Annotated in this window: 17 protein-coding genes; 13 read left to right on the top strand and 4 right to left on the bottom strand. The window is 52.2% G+C overall.

The features are described 5' to 3' along the window. The 3 genes from Q354_RS0118685 to Q354_RS0118675 are packed head-to-tail and all read left to right on the top strand — an operon-like array spanning position 1 to position 1,053. A complete protein-coding gene (locus tag Q354_RS0118685) occupies positions 1–525 on the top strand; it encodes a gamma carbonic anhydrase family protein (protein WP_027858933.1) in 525 nt (174 codons plus the stop codon). Between the two features lie 9 nt (positions 526–534). Then, positions 535–723 carry a DUF1289 domain-containing protein gene (locus Q354_RS0118680; protein WP_027858932.1) on the top strand — a complete coding sequence of 63 codons (189 nt, stop codon included), beginning with the start codon at positions 535–537 and terminating at the stop codon, positions 721–723. Positions 724–747: 24 nt separating this feature from the next. Beyond that, positions 748–1,053: an MTH1187 family thiamine-binding protein gene (locus Q354_RS0118675; RefSeq protein ID WP_027858931.1), complete on the top strand. Its 306-nt coding sequence runs from the start codon at positions 748–750 to the stop codon at positions 1,051–1,053. 80 nt (positions 1,054–1,133) lie between these two features. On the opposite strand, the gene Q354_RS0118670 is transcribed toward Q354_RS0118675, so the two are convergent. Both Q354_RS0118670 and Q354_RS0118665 read right to left on the bottom strand, forming a co-directional pair. Beyond that, on the bottom strand, positions 1,134–2,411 hold the full coding sequence (locus tag Q354_RS0118670; RefSeq protein ID WP_027858930.1) for an HlyC/CorC family transporter: 1,278 nt from the start codon (positions 2,409–2,411) through the stop codon (positions 1,134–1,136). Between the two features lie 80 nt (positions 2,412–2,491). After that, the gene (locus Q354_RS0118665; RefSeq protein WP_027858929.1) at positions 2,492–3,280 is read right to left on the bottom strand and encodes a cytochrome C assembly family protein; all 789 of its coding nucleotides are present in this window, start codon (positions 3,278–3,280) and stop codon (positions 2,492–2,494) included. Between the two features lie 321 nt (positions 3,281–3,601). On the opposite strand from Q354_RS0118665, the gene ffh reads away from it, so the two are divergent. The 6 genes from ffh (at position 3,602) to Q354_RS0118635 (ending at position 8,803) form a co-directional block, all read left to right on the top strand. Next, the gene (ffh, locus tag Q354_RS0118660; RefSeq protein WP_027858928.1) at positions 3,602–5,029 is read left to right on the top strand and encodes a signal recognition particle protein; all 1,428 of its coding nucleotides are present in this window, start codon (positions 3,602–3,604) and stop codon (positions 5,027–5,029) included. Positions 5,030–5,220: 191 nt separating this feature from the next. Next, positions 5,221–5,472, top strand: coding sequence for a 30S ribosomal protein S16 (rpsP, locus tag Q354_RS0118655; RefSeq protein ID WP_027858927.1), 252 nt, complete (start codon positions 5,221–5,223; stop codon positions 5,470–5,472). Between the two features lie 27 nt (positions 5,473–5,499). Continuing rightward, positions 5,500–6,033: a ribosome maturation factor RimM gene (rimM, locus tag Q354_RS0118650; protein WP_027858926.1), complete on the top strand. Its 534-nt coding sequence runs from the start codon at positions 5,500–5,502 to the stop codon at positions 6,031–6,033. A 3-nt stretch (positions 6,034–6,036) separates the two neighbouring features. Continuing rightward, positions 6,037–6,786, top strand: coding sequence for a tRNA (guanosine(37)-N1)-methyltransferase TrmD (gene trmD / locus Q354_RS0118645; protein WP_027858925.1), 750 nt, complete (start codon positions 6,037–6,039; stop codon positions 6,784–6,786). A 17-nt stretch (positions 6,787–6,803) separates the two neighbouring features. Further along, the gene (rplS, locus tag Q354_RS0118640; protein ID WP_027858924.1) at positions 6,804–7,160 is read left to right on the top strand and encodes a 50S ribosomal protein L19; all 357 of its coding nucleotides are present in this window, start codon (positions 6,804–6,806) and stop codon (positions 7,158–7,160) included. A gap of 176 nt (positions 7,161–7,336) precedes the next feature. Continuing rightward, entirely contained in the window at positions 7,337–8,803 is a 1,467-nt protein-coding gene (locus Q354_RS0118635; protein WP_156948424.1) for a hypothetical protein, read from the top strand. Here the strand turns inward: Q354_RS0118635 and Q354_RS26465 are convergent. After that, entirely contained in the window at positions 8,778–10,298 is a 1,521-nt protein-coding gene (locus tag Q354_RS26465) for an HD domain-containing phosphohydrolase (protein ID WP_051560335.1), read from the bottom strand. The genes Q354_RS0118635 and Q354_RS26465 overlap by 26 nt on opposite strands. Before the next feature lie 156 nt (positions 10,299–10,454). Here Q354_RS26465 and xerD point away from each other — a divergent pair, with 156 nt between their 5' ends. The 4 genes from xerD (at position 10,455) to Q354_RS0118610 (ending at position 14,215) form a co-directional block, all read left to right on the top strand. Further along, a complete protein-coding gene (gene xerD, locus Q354_RS0118625) occupies positions 10,455–11,369 on the top strand; it encodes a site-specific tyrosine recombinase XerD (RefSeq protein WP_027858922.1) in 915 nt (304 codons plus the stop codon). 113 nt (positions 11,370–11,482) lie between these two features. Further along, the gene (locus Q354_RS0118620; protein ID WP_027858921.1) at positions 11,483–12,217 is read left to right on the top strand and encodes a thioredoxin fold domain-containing protein; all 735 of its coding nucleotides are present in this window, start codon (positions 11,483–11,485) and stop codon (positions 12,215–12,217) included. A gap of 575 nt (positions 12,218–12,792) precedes the next feature. Further along, positions 12,793–13,389 carry a pentapeptide repeat-containing protein gene (locus Q354_RS27600; RefSeq protein ID WP_051560333.1) on the top strand — a complete coding sequence of 199 codons (597 nt, stop codon included), beginning with the start codon at positions 12,793–12,795 and terminating at the stop codon, positions 13,387–13,389. Positions 13,390–13,528: 139 nt separating this feature from the next. Next, positions 13,529–14,215 carry a hypothetical protein gene (locus Q354_RS0118610; RefSeq protein ID WP_156948423.1) on the top strand — a complete coding sequence of 229 codons (687 nt, stop codon included), beginning with the start codon at positions 13,529–13,531 and terminating at the stop codon, positions 14,213–14,215. A 656-nt stretch (positions 14,216–14,871) separates the two neighbouring features. On the opposite strand, the gene Q354_RS0118605 is transcribed toward Q354_RS0118610, so the two are convergent. After that, on the bottom strand, positions 14,872–15,351 hold the full coding sequence (locus Q354_RS0118605; protein ID WP_027858919.1) for a hypothetical protein: 480 nt from the start codon (positions 15,349–15,351) through the stop codon (positions 14,872–14,874). Positions 15,352–15,361: the final 10 nt, after the last annotated feature.

Here is a 15,361-nt window from a genome sequence, read left to right as displayed (position 1 = left end):
ATGCTTTATTCCGTTGAAGGACAGGCTGTGCAACTGATCGGCCTTGAACATTTTGTCGCCCACAATGCCACGGTGATCGGCAATGTCCAGCTGCACGATCGCAGCAGTATCTGGTTTAACGTAGTGATTCGCGGCGATAACGACCCGATCATTATCGGTGAGGGCTCGAATATCCAGGACGGTGCGGTATTGCATACCGATCCCGGTTACACCCTCAGTATCGGGCGCGATGTGACCGTCGGGCACCAGGCGATGCTGCATGGCTGCAGTGTGGGCGACGGCTCTCTGATCGGTATCGGTGCCGTGGTGCTCAATGGCGCTAAGATCGGCAAGGGCTGCCTGATCGGAGCCAACGCCCTGGTACCGGAGAATATGGAAATTCCGGATTACTCGCTGGTGGTGGGCTCCCCGGCCAGGGTCAAGCGCACTCTGAGCGAGGAGCAAGTCGCGGGATTACTGGAGAACGCCCGTCACTATGTTGAGAATATGCGCCGCTTTAACCGTAGTTTTGAAAAGCAGAAGTAGAGCATCCACATGAGTGCCGAAAAGAAAAAAACAATTCCCAGCCCTTGCATCGGCGTCTGTGCCCTGGGTGATCACGATATCTGTATCGCCTGCCACCGCAGCGGTATGGAGATCGCTGAATGGGGCGTGATGAGTGACGATGAAAAGCGCGAAGTCTGGCAGAGGATCGCCCGTCGTGAACAGGGCGAAATCTGTTAATCAATCCAGCTCAGGAGTACTGCTATGAAAGTGATGATCGATATCTGCGTCGTGCCTATCGGTGTTGGTGTCTCTGTCTCCGACCATGTCGCCGCCTGCCAGCGGGTATTTGAGGATTCCGGACTCAGCTACCAGATGCACTCCTATGGCACTAATGTCGAGGGCGACTGGGATGCGGTCTTTGCCGCGGTTAAACGCTGTCATGAAGTGGTGCATGAGATGGGCGCGGCGCGGATCAGCAGCTCGATGCGGGTCGGCACCCGCACCGACCGCGAGCAGACCATGGATGACAAAATCCGCAGTGTCGAGGAGAAGCTGCAACAGGACTGAGTGCAGACAGACCCGATTTCATAAAATAAAGGCGATCCCGTGGGATCGCCTTTATTGTCAATGCGCTGCGCGGGCGTGGCTTACTCTTCCTCTTCCGCCTTGCGCTTCTTAGCCACGATACGGACGGTTTTGATCAGATTGCCGGTGATCTGCAGGGTTTCCAGACGGTAGCGGCCGATCTGCAGGCAGACATTGGCCTCCGGAATCACCTCCAGTCTCTCGGTAATCAGGCCATTGAGGGTTTTGGGCCCGTCGGTTGGCAGATCCCAGTCCTGGGCTTTATTGATCTCGCGGATATAAGCGGCGCCTTCGATAAAGTAACTGCCATCATCCTGGCGATGGATATCCTGATTGTCTTCATTGCCATCGCCTGACATCTCGCCGACGATCTCTTCAAGGATATCTTCCAGCGTCACGATGCCCTGAATATCGCCATACTCATCCACCACCAGGCCGATACGCCGGCTCTGTTTCTGGAAGTGCAACAGCTGGGTTTGCAGCGGGGTGCTCTCAGGGACGAAGTACGGCTCCTGAATCACCTGCAGGATAGCGGCTTTGGAGACCTGGCCCTGGTGAAGGATCTGTGCCAGGTTGCGCATATGCAGGATGCCAACCACTTTATTCACTTCGCCGCGGTAAACCGGCATCCGGGTATGGCCGCTGGTGCTGAGCTGCTGGATGATGGTTTCAAGGTCCTCATCCAGATCGATTCCTACCACCTCGTTGCGTGGAATCATGATATCGCTGACCGTCACATCGCCTAATTCCAGTACGCCCAGCAGCATCGACTGGTTGCGCTGTGGCAGCAGAGCACCGGCTTCATTTACCAGGGTGCGTAGCTCTTCAGTGCTGAGGTGATGGTTATTGCCCTCAGTGACATTGATACCAAACAGGCGCAGGAAGCCATTGGTAATGCCATTGACAGCCCATACCAGCGGGTAGGTCAGCTTCAGCAGCGGTGTCAGCAGATAAGAGGCCGGAAAGGCGATCTTCTCCGGATGCAGGGCGGCAACGGTCTTGGGGGACACTTCGGCAAAAATCAGAATGATCAGTGTCAGGCCTGCCGTGGCGATCGCGATGCCCGCGTCGCCCCAAAGCCGCACCGCAATCACAGTTGCGATAGCCGAGGCGAGAATGTTAACGAAGTTGTTACCAATCAGAATAACGCCGATCAGGCGGTCTGGACGGGCTAGCAGCTTGCTGGCTTTGCGGGCTCCGGCATGCTTCTTCTTAACCAGATGTTTCAGCCGGTAGCGGTTGAGTGACATCATGCCCGTTTCGGAGCTGGAGAAAAATGCGGAACAGAGAATCAGGAACGCAAGGATTCCAGAGAGAAAACTAATCGATGCGTCTTCCAAGACAGCACACCTTGTGGTTCAGGGTTGGAACGACATTTTCAGTGCAGTCCCTGACCCTGTCAAGAAGAGAAAGGTCTGAATCAGACCAGCATTTCCAGTACCAGCTTACTGCCGAAAAAGGCCAGTGCCAGTGTGGCGAAACCGCCGATGGTCCAGCGCATGGCTGAGCGGCTTCTCCAGCCAAAAAAGATCCGGCCCGCCAGCAGGACGGCGTACAGGACCCAGGCCAGAAGCGACAACACGGTTTTGTGTGCCAGTTGCTGGGCAAACAGGTCATCAACAAAGATAAAACCGGTCACCAGCGAGGCGGTTAACAGCGCAAGGCCTGTGCCCAGCATCTCGAATAACAGCCGTTCCATCGTCTGCAGCGGAGGCAGGGAAGAGACCAGTCCCCGGGTATGGTGATGTTTCAGGGCCCGTTCCTGCTGATGCAGTAACAAGGTCTGGAAGATCGCCACGGTAAAGATACTGTAGGCCAGAATCGACAGCAGGATATGGATAATCACCCCGGAGGCATAATGCTTGGCCATTCCGATATCGGGGAACAGCGCCGCCAGCGCAGCTGCCAGTGCAGCCATCGGGAAAACGCCGATAAACAGATTATCGATCTGCTGGCGCAGGCTGCTCAGCAGCACCAGTCCGGCAACCAGCCAGGTGATCAGGGAGCCGACACTGAAAAAGCCGAGGTGGATGCCGCTTTCGGGATGCAGTACCAGGTATACCGCCAGTGTGTGGGCAGCCAGTCCGGCGGCTCCCAGCAGGCGAATCTGCCCCCTTGACGCCTTGCCGGCCCCTTTAAGGGATTGCCATTGCAGTAATGACGCAGCGGAATACAGAACCAGTGCAATAATTGTCGGGATTATCAGCATCCATCTCCTCCCGTCCGGACAAACCGGCCCAGGCAGCTATATATCAGTCAGTGTACAGTCCCTGAAATAGCAGGGTCAGCGCGATAGTGTGTCACAATTGCCGGGTGGATGAAATAACACAACCTGTCGCGAAAACTGACCGGTCAGGCGGTCTTAACGACATTGCCTGCGTATGGAATGCCGAGAAAGCTAACGACTTGCCTCAGCCCTGTCTGTATAATGCTCGCCAATTACTCAATTTTGTTGTATCCCGCCCGCGCGCCACACCATCTCAGTACATTCACAGTGAGGCCGCTCAGGGACTGAACGCCGAGGCAATGCATGTTCGAGAATCTTTCAGAACGACTTACGAAAACGCTACGTACTGTCACAGGACAGGCGAAACTGACAGAAGACAATATCAAGGGCACCCTGCGCGAAGTGCGTATGGCGTTGCTGGAAGCCGATGTTGCGCTGCCGGTTGTAAAAGAGTTTGTTAACAGCGTTAAAGAGCGTGCCGTCGGTCAGGAAGTCAGCAATAGCCTGAAGCCGGGCCAGGTCTTCGTAAAGATCGTTAACGAAGAGTTAGTCCGGGTGATGGGTGAGGCGAATGAAGACCTCAACCTGGCCGCCCAGCCGCCGGCAGTGGTTATGATGGCGGGCCTGCAGGGTGCGGGTAAAACCACCTCTGTCGCCAAGCTGTCCCGCTACCTGCGAGAGCGCGAGAAGAAAAAAGTGCTGGTAGTGTCTGCCGACGTCTACCGTCCGGCGGCGATCAAGCAGCTGGAAACCCTGGCGACAGAAGTCAGTGTGGATTTCTTCCCCTCTACTGCTCAGCAGGATCCGGTCGATATCGCTAATGCAGCGATCGCCCATGCCCGTATCCAGCACCATGATGTGGTGATTGTCGATACCGCCGGCCGTCTGCACGTTGACAGCGACATGATGCAGGAGATCAAACGCCTGCACGCGGCGATCAATCCGGTTGAAACCCTGTTTGTGGTCGATGCCATGACCGGTCAGGATGCCGCGAACACCGCCCGCGCCTTCAATGAAGAGCTGCCGTTGACCGGTGTGGTACTGACCAAGACCGATGGTGATGCCCGCGGCGGTGCTGCGCTTTCGGTGCGCCACATTACCGGTAAGCCGATCAAGTTCCTTGGTGTCGGTGAGAAAGTCGATGCGCTGGAGCCGTTCCATCCGGATCGTGTTGCCTCCCGGATTCTCGGGATGGGGGACGTGCTTTCCCTGATCGAAGAAGCCGAGCGCAAGATCGATAAGGACAAGGCGGAGAAGTTTGCTGCCAAGATCAAGAAAGGCAAAGGCTTCGACCTGGAAGACTTTCTTGAGCAGCTGCAGCAGATGAAAAACATGGGCGGCATGATGGGCATGCTCGATAAGCTGCCGGGTATGGGTAACCTGGCCCAGGCGGCGCAATCAGCCGATGCCGAGAAAGGTATGGGGCAGATGGAAGCAATCATCAACTCCATGACGCCGCACGAACGTCGTCATCCTGATGTGATCAGTGGCTCACGCAAGAAACGTATCGCTAACGGCTCCGGCACTCAGGTGCAGGACGTCAATCGCCTGCTGAAACAGCATAAGCAGATGTCCAAAATGATGAAGAAATTCAGCAATAAGGGCGGCATGGCGAAGATGATGCGTGGCATGAAAGGCATGATGCCTCCTGGTATGGGGGGTGGCATGGGCGGAATGGGTGGTATGGGCGGCGGCAACCCCTTCGGCGGTGGCGGTTTCCCGAAAAAGTAAGCACCGGATAATATTGTGATTTTCTGCTTAAATTGTAGGCAGAAAGTGCTTTAAACGGGTCGGGATTTAACGTAGAATCTCGGCCCTGTTTTTATGGTGGTCGTCCGGTGGTTTTATAACCAGAGAATGGCTGCATTCGAAAACGGAGAGGTGACACTGAAACCTCTCCCGCAAATAAAGGGACCATTCGCATGGTAACAATTCGTTTGTCTCGCGGCGGCGCTAAAAAGCGTCCTTTCTATCAGATCACTGTAGCCGACTCACGTAACCCACGTGATGGTCGCTTTATTGAGCGTCTCGGTTTCTTTAACCCGACTGCGCGTGGTCAGGAAGAGCGTCTGCGCCTGAACCTGGAGCGTGTAGCTTACTGGCAGGAAAAAGGCGCTCAGGTATCTGATCGCGTCGCTCAGCTGGTTAAAGAAGCTAAAAAAGCTGCTGAGTAATTATTGGAATCAGGCTGGGTTAATTAGATGAGTGAACAAGCTTCTCAAGAGCCAGTAGTTCTGGGGCGTGTTTCCTCTGTCTATGGGGTTAAAGGTTGGGTAAAGATTATTTCCCATACCGACCCAATGGAGAACATCCAGACCTACTCGCCATGGCTGGTTAAGTACCAGGGACAGTGGAAGACCTATCAGGTTGAAAGCTTCAAAAAACATGGCAAGGGCCTGATTGCAAAGCTGGCTGGAGTAGATGATCGCGAGATCGCACGTCTCTATAACGGATGTGAGATCGCTGTAGCGGCGGATCAGATTCCTGAACTGGAAGACGGTGAGTTCTACTGGAGTCAGCTGGAAAACCTTTTGGTATACACCGAAGCCGGCGTGTTGCTGGGTAAGGTGAGCCACCTGATCGAAACCGGTTCAAACGATGTACTGGTGGTCAAAGGCACAGCGGAAAGCATAGATCGCAACGAGCGACTGCTGCCCTACCTGCCTGATCAGGTTATAAAAGATATCAACCTGGAAACAGGTACCATGCGGGTCGACTGGGATCCGGAGTTTTAGACTGTGTGGTTTGGCGTAGTAACGCTGTTTCCGGAAATGTTCGAAGCGATAAAGGCTTACGGAGTTTCTGGTCGGGCGGTGCGAAATGGTCTGATCGATATAGCGTGCTGGAATCCGAGGGATTTTACCCTCGATAAACATCGCACTGTAGATGATCGGCCGTACGGCGGTGGTCCCGGAATGCTGATGAAAGTTCAGCCATTGCGGGACGCGATCCATGCTGCGAAAGCAGCGGCGGGTGAGGATGCAACGGTTATTTACCTCTCTCCGCAGGGACGTCGGCTCGACCATAAAGGCGCACAGGAATTGGCTGGTCGGAAGAAGCTTATTCTGGTGGCAGGGCGTTACGAAGGTATCGACGAACGCCTGATAGAGACTGAAATTGATGAAGAGTGGTCGCTTGGGGACTTTGTCCTCAGTGGTGGGGAACTGCCAGCGATGACGATGATTGACGCAGTCTCTCGTCTGGTGCCGGGTGTATTAGGGCATCAGAACTCTGCTACCGAAGACTCTTTTTGCGATGGGCTGTTGGATTGTCCGCACTATACCAGGCCGGAACAGTTCGACGAGATGCAGGTACCTGAAGTGCTGCTGGGCGGCAACCACGAGGAGATCAGACGCTGGCGTCTGAAACAGCAACTGGGCAGAACCTGGGAAAGGCGTCCGGATATGCTGGAAAACCTCGAGTTGAATAAAGAACAGCAGGCGTTGTTAACAGATTACATCCGAGAGACCCAAGGGTCCGACGGTTGAATATTTAGGAGCGAGCGATGAGCAGCAAGAACCTGATTATTCAGCAGATTGAAGCTGAACAGATGAACAAAGAAGTGCCGGCATTTGGCCCGGGTGACACTGTAATTGTTCAGGTTAAGGTAGTAGAGGGTAACCGTACCCGTCTGCAGGCGTTTGAAGGTGTTGTTCTGGGCAAGCGTAACCGCGGCCTGAACTCTGCTTTCACTGTACGTAAAATCTCCCACGGTGTGGGTGTAGAGCGTACTTTCCAGACTTTCAGTAACACAGTAGACAGCATCACTGTTAAGCGTCGTGGTGACGTTCGTCAGGCGAAACTGTACTACCTGCGTGAGCGTTCTGGTAAATCTGCACGTATCAAAGAGAAGCTCAACTAAGAGCGGCCTCATTGATCATCAAAAAAGCGACCTACGGGTCGCTTTTTTTGTGGCTGTAATTTGATCGCCAGTGGCAGACAGGCGATGTGCTTTGGCGCTATGCTTAGATTTCCGCAGAGGGAGCTCTGTATATTCGAACGGAAGCTCATTGTGAAGTTGGCGCTTGGGGCTACAGGATGTTGAAAAGAATAGGAATCTGGCTGGTTGCATTGATGCTGCCAGTCGTGTCGGTGGTACTGGGCTATGGCTATGTCTGGTGGTCGATGCAGCAGGCGGCAGAAGAGTTCACTGCCGGTCTGAAACCGATGGTGGATCTGAAGTTTGAAGAGCTCTACTTCGATCCGATCGAAAACCAGGTCGGCTTGCGCGGTATCAGCATCCAGCCGCTGGGAGTCAATGAAACCTTCCGTATCCAGGCAGTACACTTCACCACGCCGGATCGACAGTTCTGGCTGGCCGCTGAACAGATGCTGGCCGCCGGGCGCTGGCCGGAGGTGTTTAATACCCGTATAGAAGGCCTGAACCTCAATGTCGCGGCGATCAATGCGGCAATGCCTGCCAGTCTGCCGATGGCGTTGGACAACGATACCGCTTTAATCCGTGCCTTATCTCCCTGTTACTCCAATGACCCGCTGCGTCAGATGACGCTGATGGGCTATGGTGATATCCGCAATGATATCGAGCTGAGCTACTACCTGAGCCGGGGCAACCAGCTGGCAACGACCGATCTCAGGTGGTCGATGCAGGGCGTGATGGATATCAACACCCACCTGGAAATTCCACTGGCCCAGGGGCAGATCAACAGTGCCGCCCTGATGCAGGGGGCCGCCGGTATTGAAGTGCTGTCGGTGGCAGTTCAGGACCGGGGGTATAACAACAAACGCAACCGGTTCTGCGCATCCCGTGAGGGGATTGAGCCTGAGCAGTTAGTCAGTAACTTTGAACAGACCCTGCGGCAGCAACTGGCTGCGCAGCGTTTCGAGCTGCCCGAAACCTTTATCAAGGCATTGGTTGGTTTACAGAAACCGGGTGCCCAGAGCTATATTGAGCTGCGTCCGACGGCTAATCCGATGGCACTGATGATGGTGCCGCCGAGCGAGGCGCTGGCGATGTTGCAGCCAACCCTGGAGGTGAATGGCAAGCGCCTTAATCTGCAGCCGCTGGCGGTAGCCTTAGGACGTCTGCAGGGCGGCGCAGCGGCTCAGCCGGATTACAACGCCCAGGTCGTGGCGGCAGAAAGCTCTGTGGGGGCCGCTCCATTAGCAGAACCCGATGCGTCCCGCCCGGACAGTGATGGCTTTTCAATGGGGGCAGAGCCGGCCATCGTTCAGCCGCCGGTGGCACAGACTGAAGCCGCTCAGCCTGCCGGGGCTGAGCAAGTGGCGGCGCTGACGCCAACTGTTACGCTGAAGAAAAAGCCGCTGGCCGAGCAACCGCCGGGCTTTAAAGAGGTGCCGGTCAGGGCATTGCTGCGTTATAAGCAGAAGCGGATACGCCTGCGCACTGTGTTTGGCCGTACCATCGAGGGCAAGCTGGTCTCTGCTGATAGCCAGAAACTGCGTATCGAAGAGCGTCAGTCCCACGGCAAGGCAGTGTATCCACTATCCCTCAGTAATATCACGCTGGCAGAGGTGTATCACTGAGGCGTTCATTGGTGGCAACGTCTGCGGTAGCGGCTTCGTCGCTATGCCTGACGGCAATGGCCGTAAACTGATCCTCACAGCGTAGGAATGCTTCCACGACGCGGGGGTCAAAGTGGCTGCCGCTGCCCTCAAGAATAATACCGCGTGCTTTCTCGTGGGAGAACGCGGGTTTATAGACCCGTTTCGAAATCAGTGCATCATAGACATCAGCCAGCGCCATCAGGCGGCCTGAAACCGGGATCTGGTCGCCACTGAGCCCCGCCGGATAACCACTGCCATTCCACTTTTCATGATGGGTCAGGCTGATCTCACGCGCCAGACGCAGAAAGGAATTGCTGCCCATGCGGCCTTCCGCTTCTTTCAGGGCGTCCGCGCCGATGCGGGGGTGGCGCTTCATTACATCAAACTCTTCATCGGTCAGTTTGCCGGGCTTAAGCAGGATGGCATCGGGTATCCCGACTTTGCCTACATCGTGCAGTGGCGCTGATTTAAACAGCAGCTGGATGGTCTCGTGGCAGAGATACTGGCAGAAATCGGGATGATCCTTCAGGTCTTCTGCCAGCGCCTTGACGTAGTACTGGGTACGGATGATATGGGCGCCGGTTTCGTTGTCTCTGGTTTCCGCCAGTGAAGCCAGGGCCAGGATGCTGACGTCGCGGGTCAGATTCAGCTCCCGGGTGCGCTGCTCCAGGCTGTCGATGGTGCTATTGGTATTGTGGGCAATCAGGCCGAACTCGTCGTTGGAACCCACCGGTACCCGGATGCTCATATCGCCTGAGGTAACCGCCTGAAGGGCCTGTTGCTCGCGCTGCAGAAACAGCTTCAGGTTGCCGGCGTAGGCGAAGATGATCGCCAGCACATAGCTCATGACCGCACCAATGGTAAAGGCCAGTTCGGCAAGGATATAGCGTTGTGCCGTCGCCAGCGGAATCTCCGCCCCGGCATGTTGCAGCCACTCCAGATCCTTATTAATGATCAAAAAGATTACGCCGATCACGCTGATGGCGCAGAGGCTGGCAAACCAGGTGAATTTCCGGGTCAGAGGGTAGGGGGTGTCATCCGGGTTCAGCTGCAGCGGGCTCTGCTCTGCCTGCAGGGCGATCTGGCGTTCCCGGTGCAGAGCCAGTTCGCAGGCGATCAGGTATCCCAATACCAGCATACCGACGATGATCTTGCCGCTGCTCTCCAGCGGGAACTGCCACACCGCCAGGTTATACAGGGCGAGCAACAACCCTCCGCTGATAAAAAGCCCTAAATCGTAGCGAAACTGACTCGCCGCCTGCTTCTGCAGCGGCAGGGCCTGCAGACGTTGCTCCAGTTTCAGCCTCAGCAGCCACTGCCCGGTAAACGTCAGCAGTATCGGTACCAGAAGCTGGACGGTGGTCAGGCTGTCCAGAAAGGGGCAGACCTGGGTGCCATAAAGGGCGAACAGCAGCAGTGCGATCAGGTAGTGCGCGGTGGTGCGGCGCTGCGTGGAGATGAGCGGTCTGGACATCGGAGTTACCCTGTTTCCTTACAAGAATAAACAATCATAAACTGCTATTCGAATCACTGTCAGCCGTTTTCCACAGCAACAACGGCGCATGAGTCTGGCTATTGACTGGTGGTAGAGGGTAAGGTTCCACAGAATTGGATTTTAACAGGCGCGTTTGTGGCAAAAGCAGCACTACCCTCACAGAGGGATCAACAGCTGATCGATCAGTTTCTGGACGCCATCTGGATGGAAAAGGGATTAAGTGATAATACCCTGGCCTCCTACCGGCGGGATCTCAATCACTACGCCTGCTGGCTCAATGGGCGCGGAGAGTGGCTGTTGGATGGCGGCCGTCTGGCGCTGCAACAGCACCTGAGCTGGCGGGTGCAACAGCGAATGAAGGCCAGCTCCACCTCGCGGATGCTCTCCTGCCTGCGTGGCTTCTATCGCTACCTGCTACGTGAACAGATCATCAGTGAAGATCCGACCCTGCGGGTGGACAGCCCCAGGCGGGCTCGGCCACTGCCCAAGACCCTCACCGAACAGGATGTGGTTAACCTGCTCCAGGCGCCGGACCTGGCTGATCCGATTGACCACCGCGACCGGGTGATGCTGGAGGTGCTCTATGCCTCAGGACTGCGTGTCACTGAGTTAGTCGAGCTACAGCTGGGGCAGATCAATCTGAACCATGGCGTGATCCGGGTATTGGGCAAGGGCAGCAAAGAGCGGCTGGTGCCGTTGGGCGATGAGGCGATTCATTGGTTGCAGCAATACCTGCGTGACGTGCGACCACAGTTTGGTCTGCCCGCGGATGATGAAACGGTGTTTCCCAGTAAGCGTGGTCAGATGATGACCCGCCAGACCTTCTGGTACCGCATTAAACGCCACGCACTGAATGCTGGCATCGATAAGGAGTTATCTCCGCACGTTCTGCGTCATGCCTTCGCCACCCACCTGCTCAACCACGGTGCTGACCTGAGGGTGGTGCAGATGCTGCTGGGGCACAGTGACCTGTCGACCACCCAGATCTATACCCATGTTGCTCAGCATCGCCTGCAGAGCCTGCACCGCCAGCACCACCCGCGTGGATGAGCAATGCGTCACAACCCGCTGTTATGTTTTAATAACTGAACTTTATGCAGTCCCGGGCATCTACATAGCAACACTTGTCACAGGCCCGGACAACGGATTTATTGAGGATGATTATGCGTAAACTAATGGCGGCAGGCGCAGTACTGCTGGGAATGAGTACCGGAGTATTTGCGGCCGGTGACGTCGAGCAGGCGATCAATGCGAGTCTGAAGAATGTTAATGCCCGCCTGACTGCGACCAGCATACAGGAAGCACCTGTTGCCGGCCTCTACGAAGTCGAGCTGAACAACGGCGACGTGGTTTATGCTACGGCCAGCGGTGAGTACTTCTTTACCGGCCCGCTGCTGCGTTATCAGGATGATAAGGGACTGGTGAATGTCACCGAGCAGAAGTTCAACGAAAACCGCAAAGTGAAGATGAGCCAGCTGAAACAGGAAGACCTGGTCAGCTACCCGCCAAAAGGCGAAGTTAAAGCCGTGGTTAACGTTTTCACCGATGTCGATTGCCCCTATTGCCGCAAGCTGCACGATGAAGTCCCTAAGCTCAACGAGATGGGCATTCAGGTGAACTACCTGGCCTTCCCGCGTCAGGGCTATGGTTCCAAGGCCTATCATAAGATGAATGCGATCTGGTGCGGTAAGCCGGGCGAACGTGTCGCGTTGATGGATAAGGTCAAAGACGGCAAAGATATCGACAACGCCAGCTGTGATTCCCCGGTAATGGCCCAGTACGCCCTCGGCCAGCAGGTTGGCGTCACCGGCACCCCTGCGATGGTATTGGAAGACGGCTCTCTGGTACCGGGCTATATGCCAGCCGAGCGTCTGGTGAAGATGCTGGATATTAATTAAGGCGGAAAGCCTTAAGGTTTAAGCTTTTAAAGCCCGCTCAGGAATCTATAAATAGTACCTGCCGGGCTTTTTTATTTTAAGCTATTGTTATTTCGATTCCGAATTACCGGCTCTGCTAATTGCGATGTCACGTAGTTATTGGAGCCACCTTAAACCACAATCACCTGATTATTTATAATTGGTGGCCAGATCCTGGCTGCTCAATCTCGTCAACGCCGCCTCCAGCATTATCGCCATCGTCAAGTGCTCTTATCACGCGACAGTCCAAGCTAATTGTGCCAAGGTCAGCAGCAAGTTTATTACTCCCCCGAATCTGTACCGCTTGAGCCTGTTGCTTATCCTACGTATCCTGATGACTGGTGGTTGTCGGTCGGTTGTTTTTTATTCAAAGTATGGGGTTGCTCGGAAACTCAGCCCTGGATTGAGCAAACGGAGCTGGATAGCGTTTATTAGCCCGGTGTAAATGTGCCTTTATATAATGTTTGGATAGAGGCAGGTTTGAACAACCCTCTTAGCAGTTATCGCTAGGAGAATATAATCTAAATTATTCAGAGTGATAAATTCAAGGAGGAAACATGCGTTTTGAAAGAAAGCACTTTCGTAACGAGCTGATAAGGCTGAATCAAGGTGAGAATGCCTATTTAGGGACAGAGGCTTTTTTAGTGAATTGCAAGATCGAGTCCAGAGTGGGTAGTAGAAGCCTATCTATATCAGGGGCTAGGTTTTTAGGTGGAGAGTTTCACGCGAAAAGGAAATTGTCTAATGTTAAATTTCTTGGTGGAAAATTTGAAAACGTAAAATTTTTTGGATCTTATAAAGGGTGCGATTTTGGCTACTGGGATTGCTGGAATGAATATGGTAGGATGAAAGAGTGTGATTTTTCTGATGCTACGCTAGACCAGTGTCGTTTCATAAATGTGGACATGGAAGGGATAAAACTTCCTAAGTGTTCAACGATTTGTATTATCGATCCAATAGGCAATTCTAGCACTATTAGTAGTATGGATTGGCCAGATGAACTTCGGATAATTAAAAAAGTTGTATTGTCCGAGACTCCGGAATGCTCTGCGATAATTTATAATGTAGATGCGCTTTTGAAAGAGTATGGCGGAGATATGGAGGTTTTTAAAAAAACTATATGTGCATATGATTTTTTTGTGTTGAATTTTTGATTCTTGGCTGACATGTTGGGTAATTAATTAGCATGTCTATTTTCTAAGCTGATATATTGATTTTTGATACAGGAAGTGACTTTCTGTTCAGGGTTTACTAATAAAGCTTCGATTGTATTTTTGCGTGAGTAACCAAAAGATGAGTAAAAAGTATGTAATGATATTTCAACATATTCCTATAATTTCTGATGGAATTCTGGAAAGGCATCGGCGATTTTTGAATAAGCAAGCAGATATTTCAGAGCCTTGGCGGCTGCCTACAGAAAACAGCGTCTCTGTATCTGATATAGGTAAGGGGGAGCTTATATCAATTACCAAGCTGAGGAAATTCCTTGGGAAAGGGATTTCAGGAGAGGTGTCTTATTGTTTGCGTAAGGATCATTACCTAATAAATAACTCTAGCCGTGATGATAGACTTATATATGAGTTTAATCCTGAAAAGGTGGATTATAAAGCTCTTGTTAATGACGTTTTTCCTGAGTTAGTGAGGTCGTTTGAGTGCTATCGTGCTGCCATATATGATGAAGATGCTTTTTTACCTCATTGGCGGGAGTTAAAGAGGGTGAATAGAGAGTTTGGCAAAGATCTTAATGGGCGGGATGGAGTGTTTTATATAAACCCAGTCACTTACTTTAGTCGTAGTTTATGTAATTTGGAGTTCTCAATATCTCCTGATGAAATAGTATCGATTTTGGATGGGAAGATTGAGCATGTGTCGTTACTGCTAGATGGTGTACTAATTCGCTATAGCTCTGAAGTGTTGTCAGAGACAGAGTATGACGCAGTGGACAAATATATTAGGTCTCTTCTCACAGAAAGCTATTAGTGCTTTGTCTAGTCTATTTTGGCTTTGGCTTAATTCCCGAGTGAAGCCGCTGAGAACACTATTTATAGTTTCATGTGTTTGATATGCAGGTGGTGGTTTTTCAGTGGCGCTACAAGTGATGGATTACGAAGAATTTAACTTAATCCTTGTAACAGCTATCTGTCCTTTGTAATTGGTCGCTATGTAGTTTGCAGTGTAGCTTAATGGAAGTATACGAGGAGGTATAGTGAAATACTATCGTATGGTTGATGATGTATATTTTAAGAATCGGTGGTATCTCGGTGAAATTAAAGGTGTAGATAACTGGGTATTTGTCAGACATGGTGTGTCACTCCCTGTAGGGGGCAAACTATAGAGGTGACACAGAATTTTGAACACTACCGAATGCTCTGCAGTTATATTCGATGTTAATACCATGGTTAAGAAATATGGCGGTGATGAAAGTTCAATAAAGAAGCTAATAGAGGGTGTTGAATTTACTATAACCTAATCTTATTATTTGCGTGGATCTAGATGTAAATTCTAACCATATTTTTCACAAAGTTTAGCTATTTGAAGTGCCAAATAATGACCATTAGGCTACAATCTTATACTTCGCTCGCGAACTATTGATAGTGCTCTAGTTTATCTGTCAGCGCCAGTAATAGCTAATGAATCTATCTTAATACGTCCTGCTTATCAGATTCAGAGATTCCATTATAATTTATGGAGATGTCAGGGCCTGAAAAGTCTACAAAATAGACACTGCCTCTAGAATTGATATCGCTTGCAATACTCTTGACTTGGGATACCCCTAACATATCCAATTCTGTTTTATACCGGTTCTTCGGATAGCAAAGATACTTGAGGCTATTAATCACAATGCCTTTATCTCTGCCTGCCACTTTCATATACCCATAGACTCTATCAATATTCACCAAACTTGAGTCGAATTTAAAGATTTCTATATCGACATCATAGTCTGCACTAACCTTGGCTTTTAACTTCTGTGAATACTCTTCGCAACCCGCGTATAAGGGCACCGTAGACGGCTCGTTTTGTTGTTGACATCCAATCAGTAACAATATGACAGTAAAGGAAAAACAAACTCTAGGTAGGCCTTTTGGGGTGGGGTCTGCTTTTGATTCTTTCTTCATAGTTACTACC

This window comes from Marinobacterium jannaschii DSM 6295 (assembly GCF_000620085.1).
Lineage (GTDB): Bacteria > Pseudomonadota > Gammaproteobacteria > Pseudomonadales > Balneatricaceae > Pontibacterium > Pontibacterium jannaschii.
This window is presented reverse-complemented; position numbering and strand designations above follow the sequence as displayed.

Coding starts and splice junctions, on each gene's coding strand:
- Q354_RS0118665 (WP_027858929.1), bottom strand. CDS start 3,280: ATGCTGATAATCCCGACAATTATTGCACTGGTTCTGTATTCCGCTGCG.
- Q354_RS0118685 (WP_027858933.1), top strand. CDS start 1: ATGCTTTATTCCGTTGAAGGACAGGCTGTGCAACTGATCGGCCTTGAA.
- Q354_RS0118635 (WP_156948424.1), top strand. CDS start 7,337: ATGTTGAAAAGAATAGGAATCTGGCTGGTTGCATTGATGCTGCCAGTC.
- Q354_RS27600 (WP_051560333.1), top strand. CDS start 12,793: ATGCGTTTTGAAAGAAAGCACTTTCGTAACGAGCTGATAAGGCTGAAT.
- rpsP (WP_027858927.1), top strand. CDS start 5,221: ATGGTAACAATTCGTTTGTCTCGCGGCGGCGCTAAAAAGCGTCCTTTC.
- Q354_RS26465 (WP_051560335.1), bottom strand. CDS start 10,298: ATGTCCAGACCGCTCATCTCCACGCAGCGCCGCACCACCGCGCACTAC.
- Q354_RS0118675 (WP_027858931.1), top strand. CDS start 748: ATGAAAGTGATGATCGATATCTGCGTCGTGCCTATCGGTGTTGGTGTC.
- rimM (WP_027858926.1), top strand. CDS start 5,500: ATGAGTGAACAAGCTTCTCAAGAGCCAGTAGTTCTGGGGCGTGTTTCC.
- ffh (WP_027858928.1), top strand. CDS start 3,602: ATGTTCGAGAATCTTTCAGAACGACTTACGAAAACGCTACGTACTGTC.
- Q354_RS0118680 (WP_027858932.1), top strand. CDS start 535: ATGAGTGCCGAAAAGAAAAAAACAATTCCCAGCCCTTGCATCGGCGTC.
- rplS (WP_027858924.1), top strand. CDS start 6,804: ATGAGCAGCAAGAACCTGATTATTCAGCAGATTGAAGCTGAACAGATG.
- Q354_RS0118605 (WP_027858919.1), bottom strand. CDS start 15,351: ATGAAGAAAGAATCAAAAGCAGACCCCACCCCAAAAGGCCTACCTAGA.
- Q354_RS0118610 (WP_156948423.1), top strand. CDS start 13,529: ATGAGTAAAAAGTATGTAATGATATTTCAACATATTCCTATAATTTCT.
- Q354_RS0118620 (WP_027858921.1), top strand. CDS start 11,483: ATGCGTAAACTAATGGCGGCAGGCGCAGTACTGCTGGGAATGAGTACC.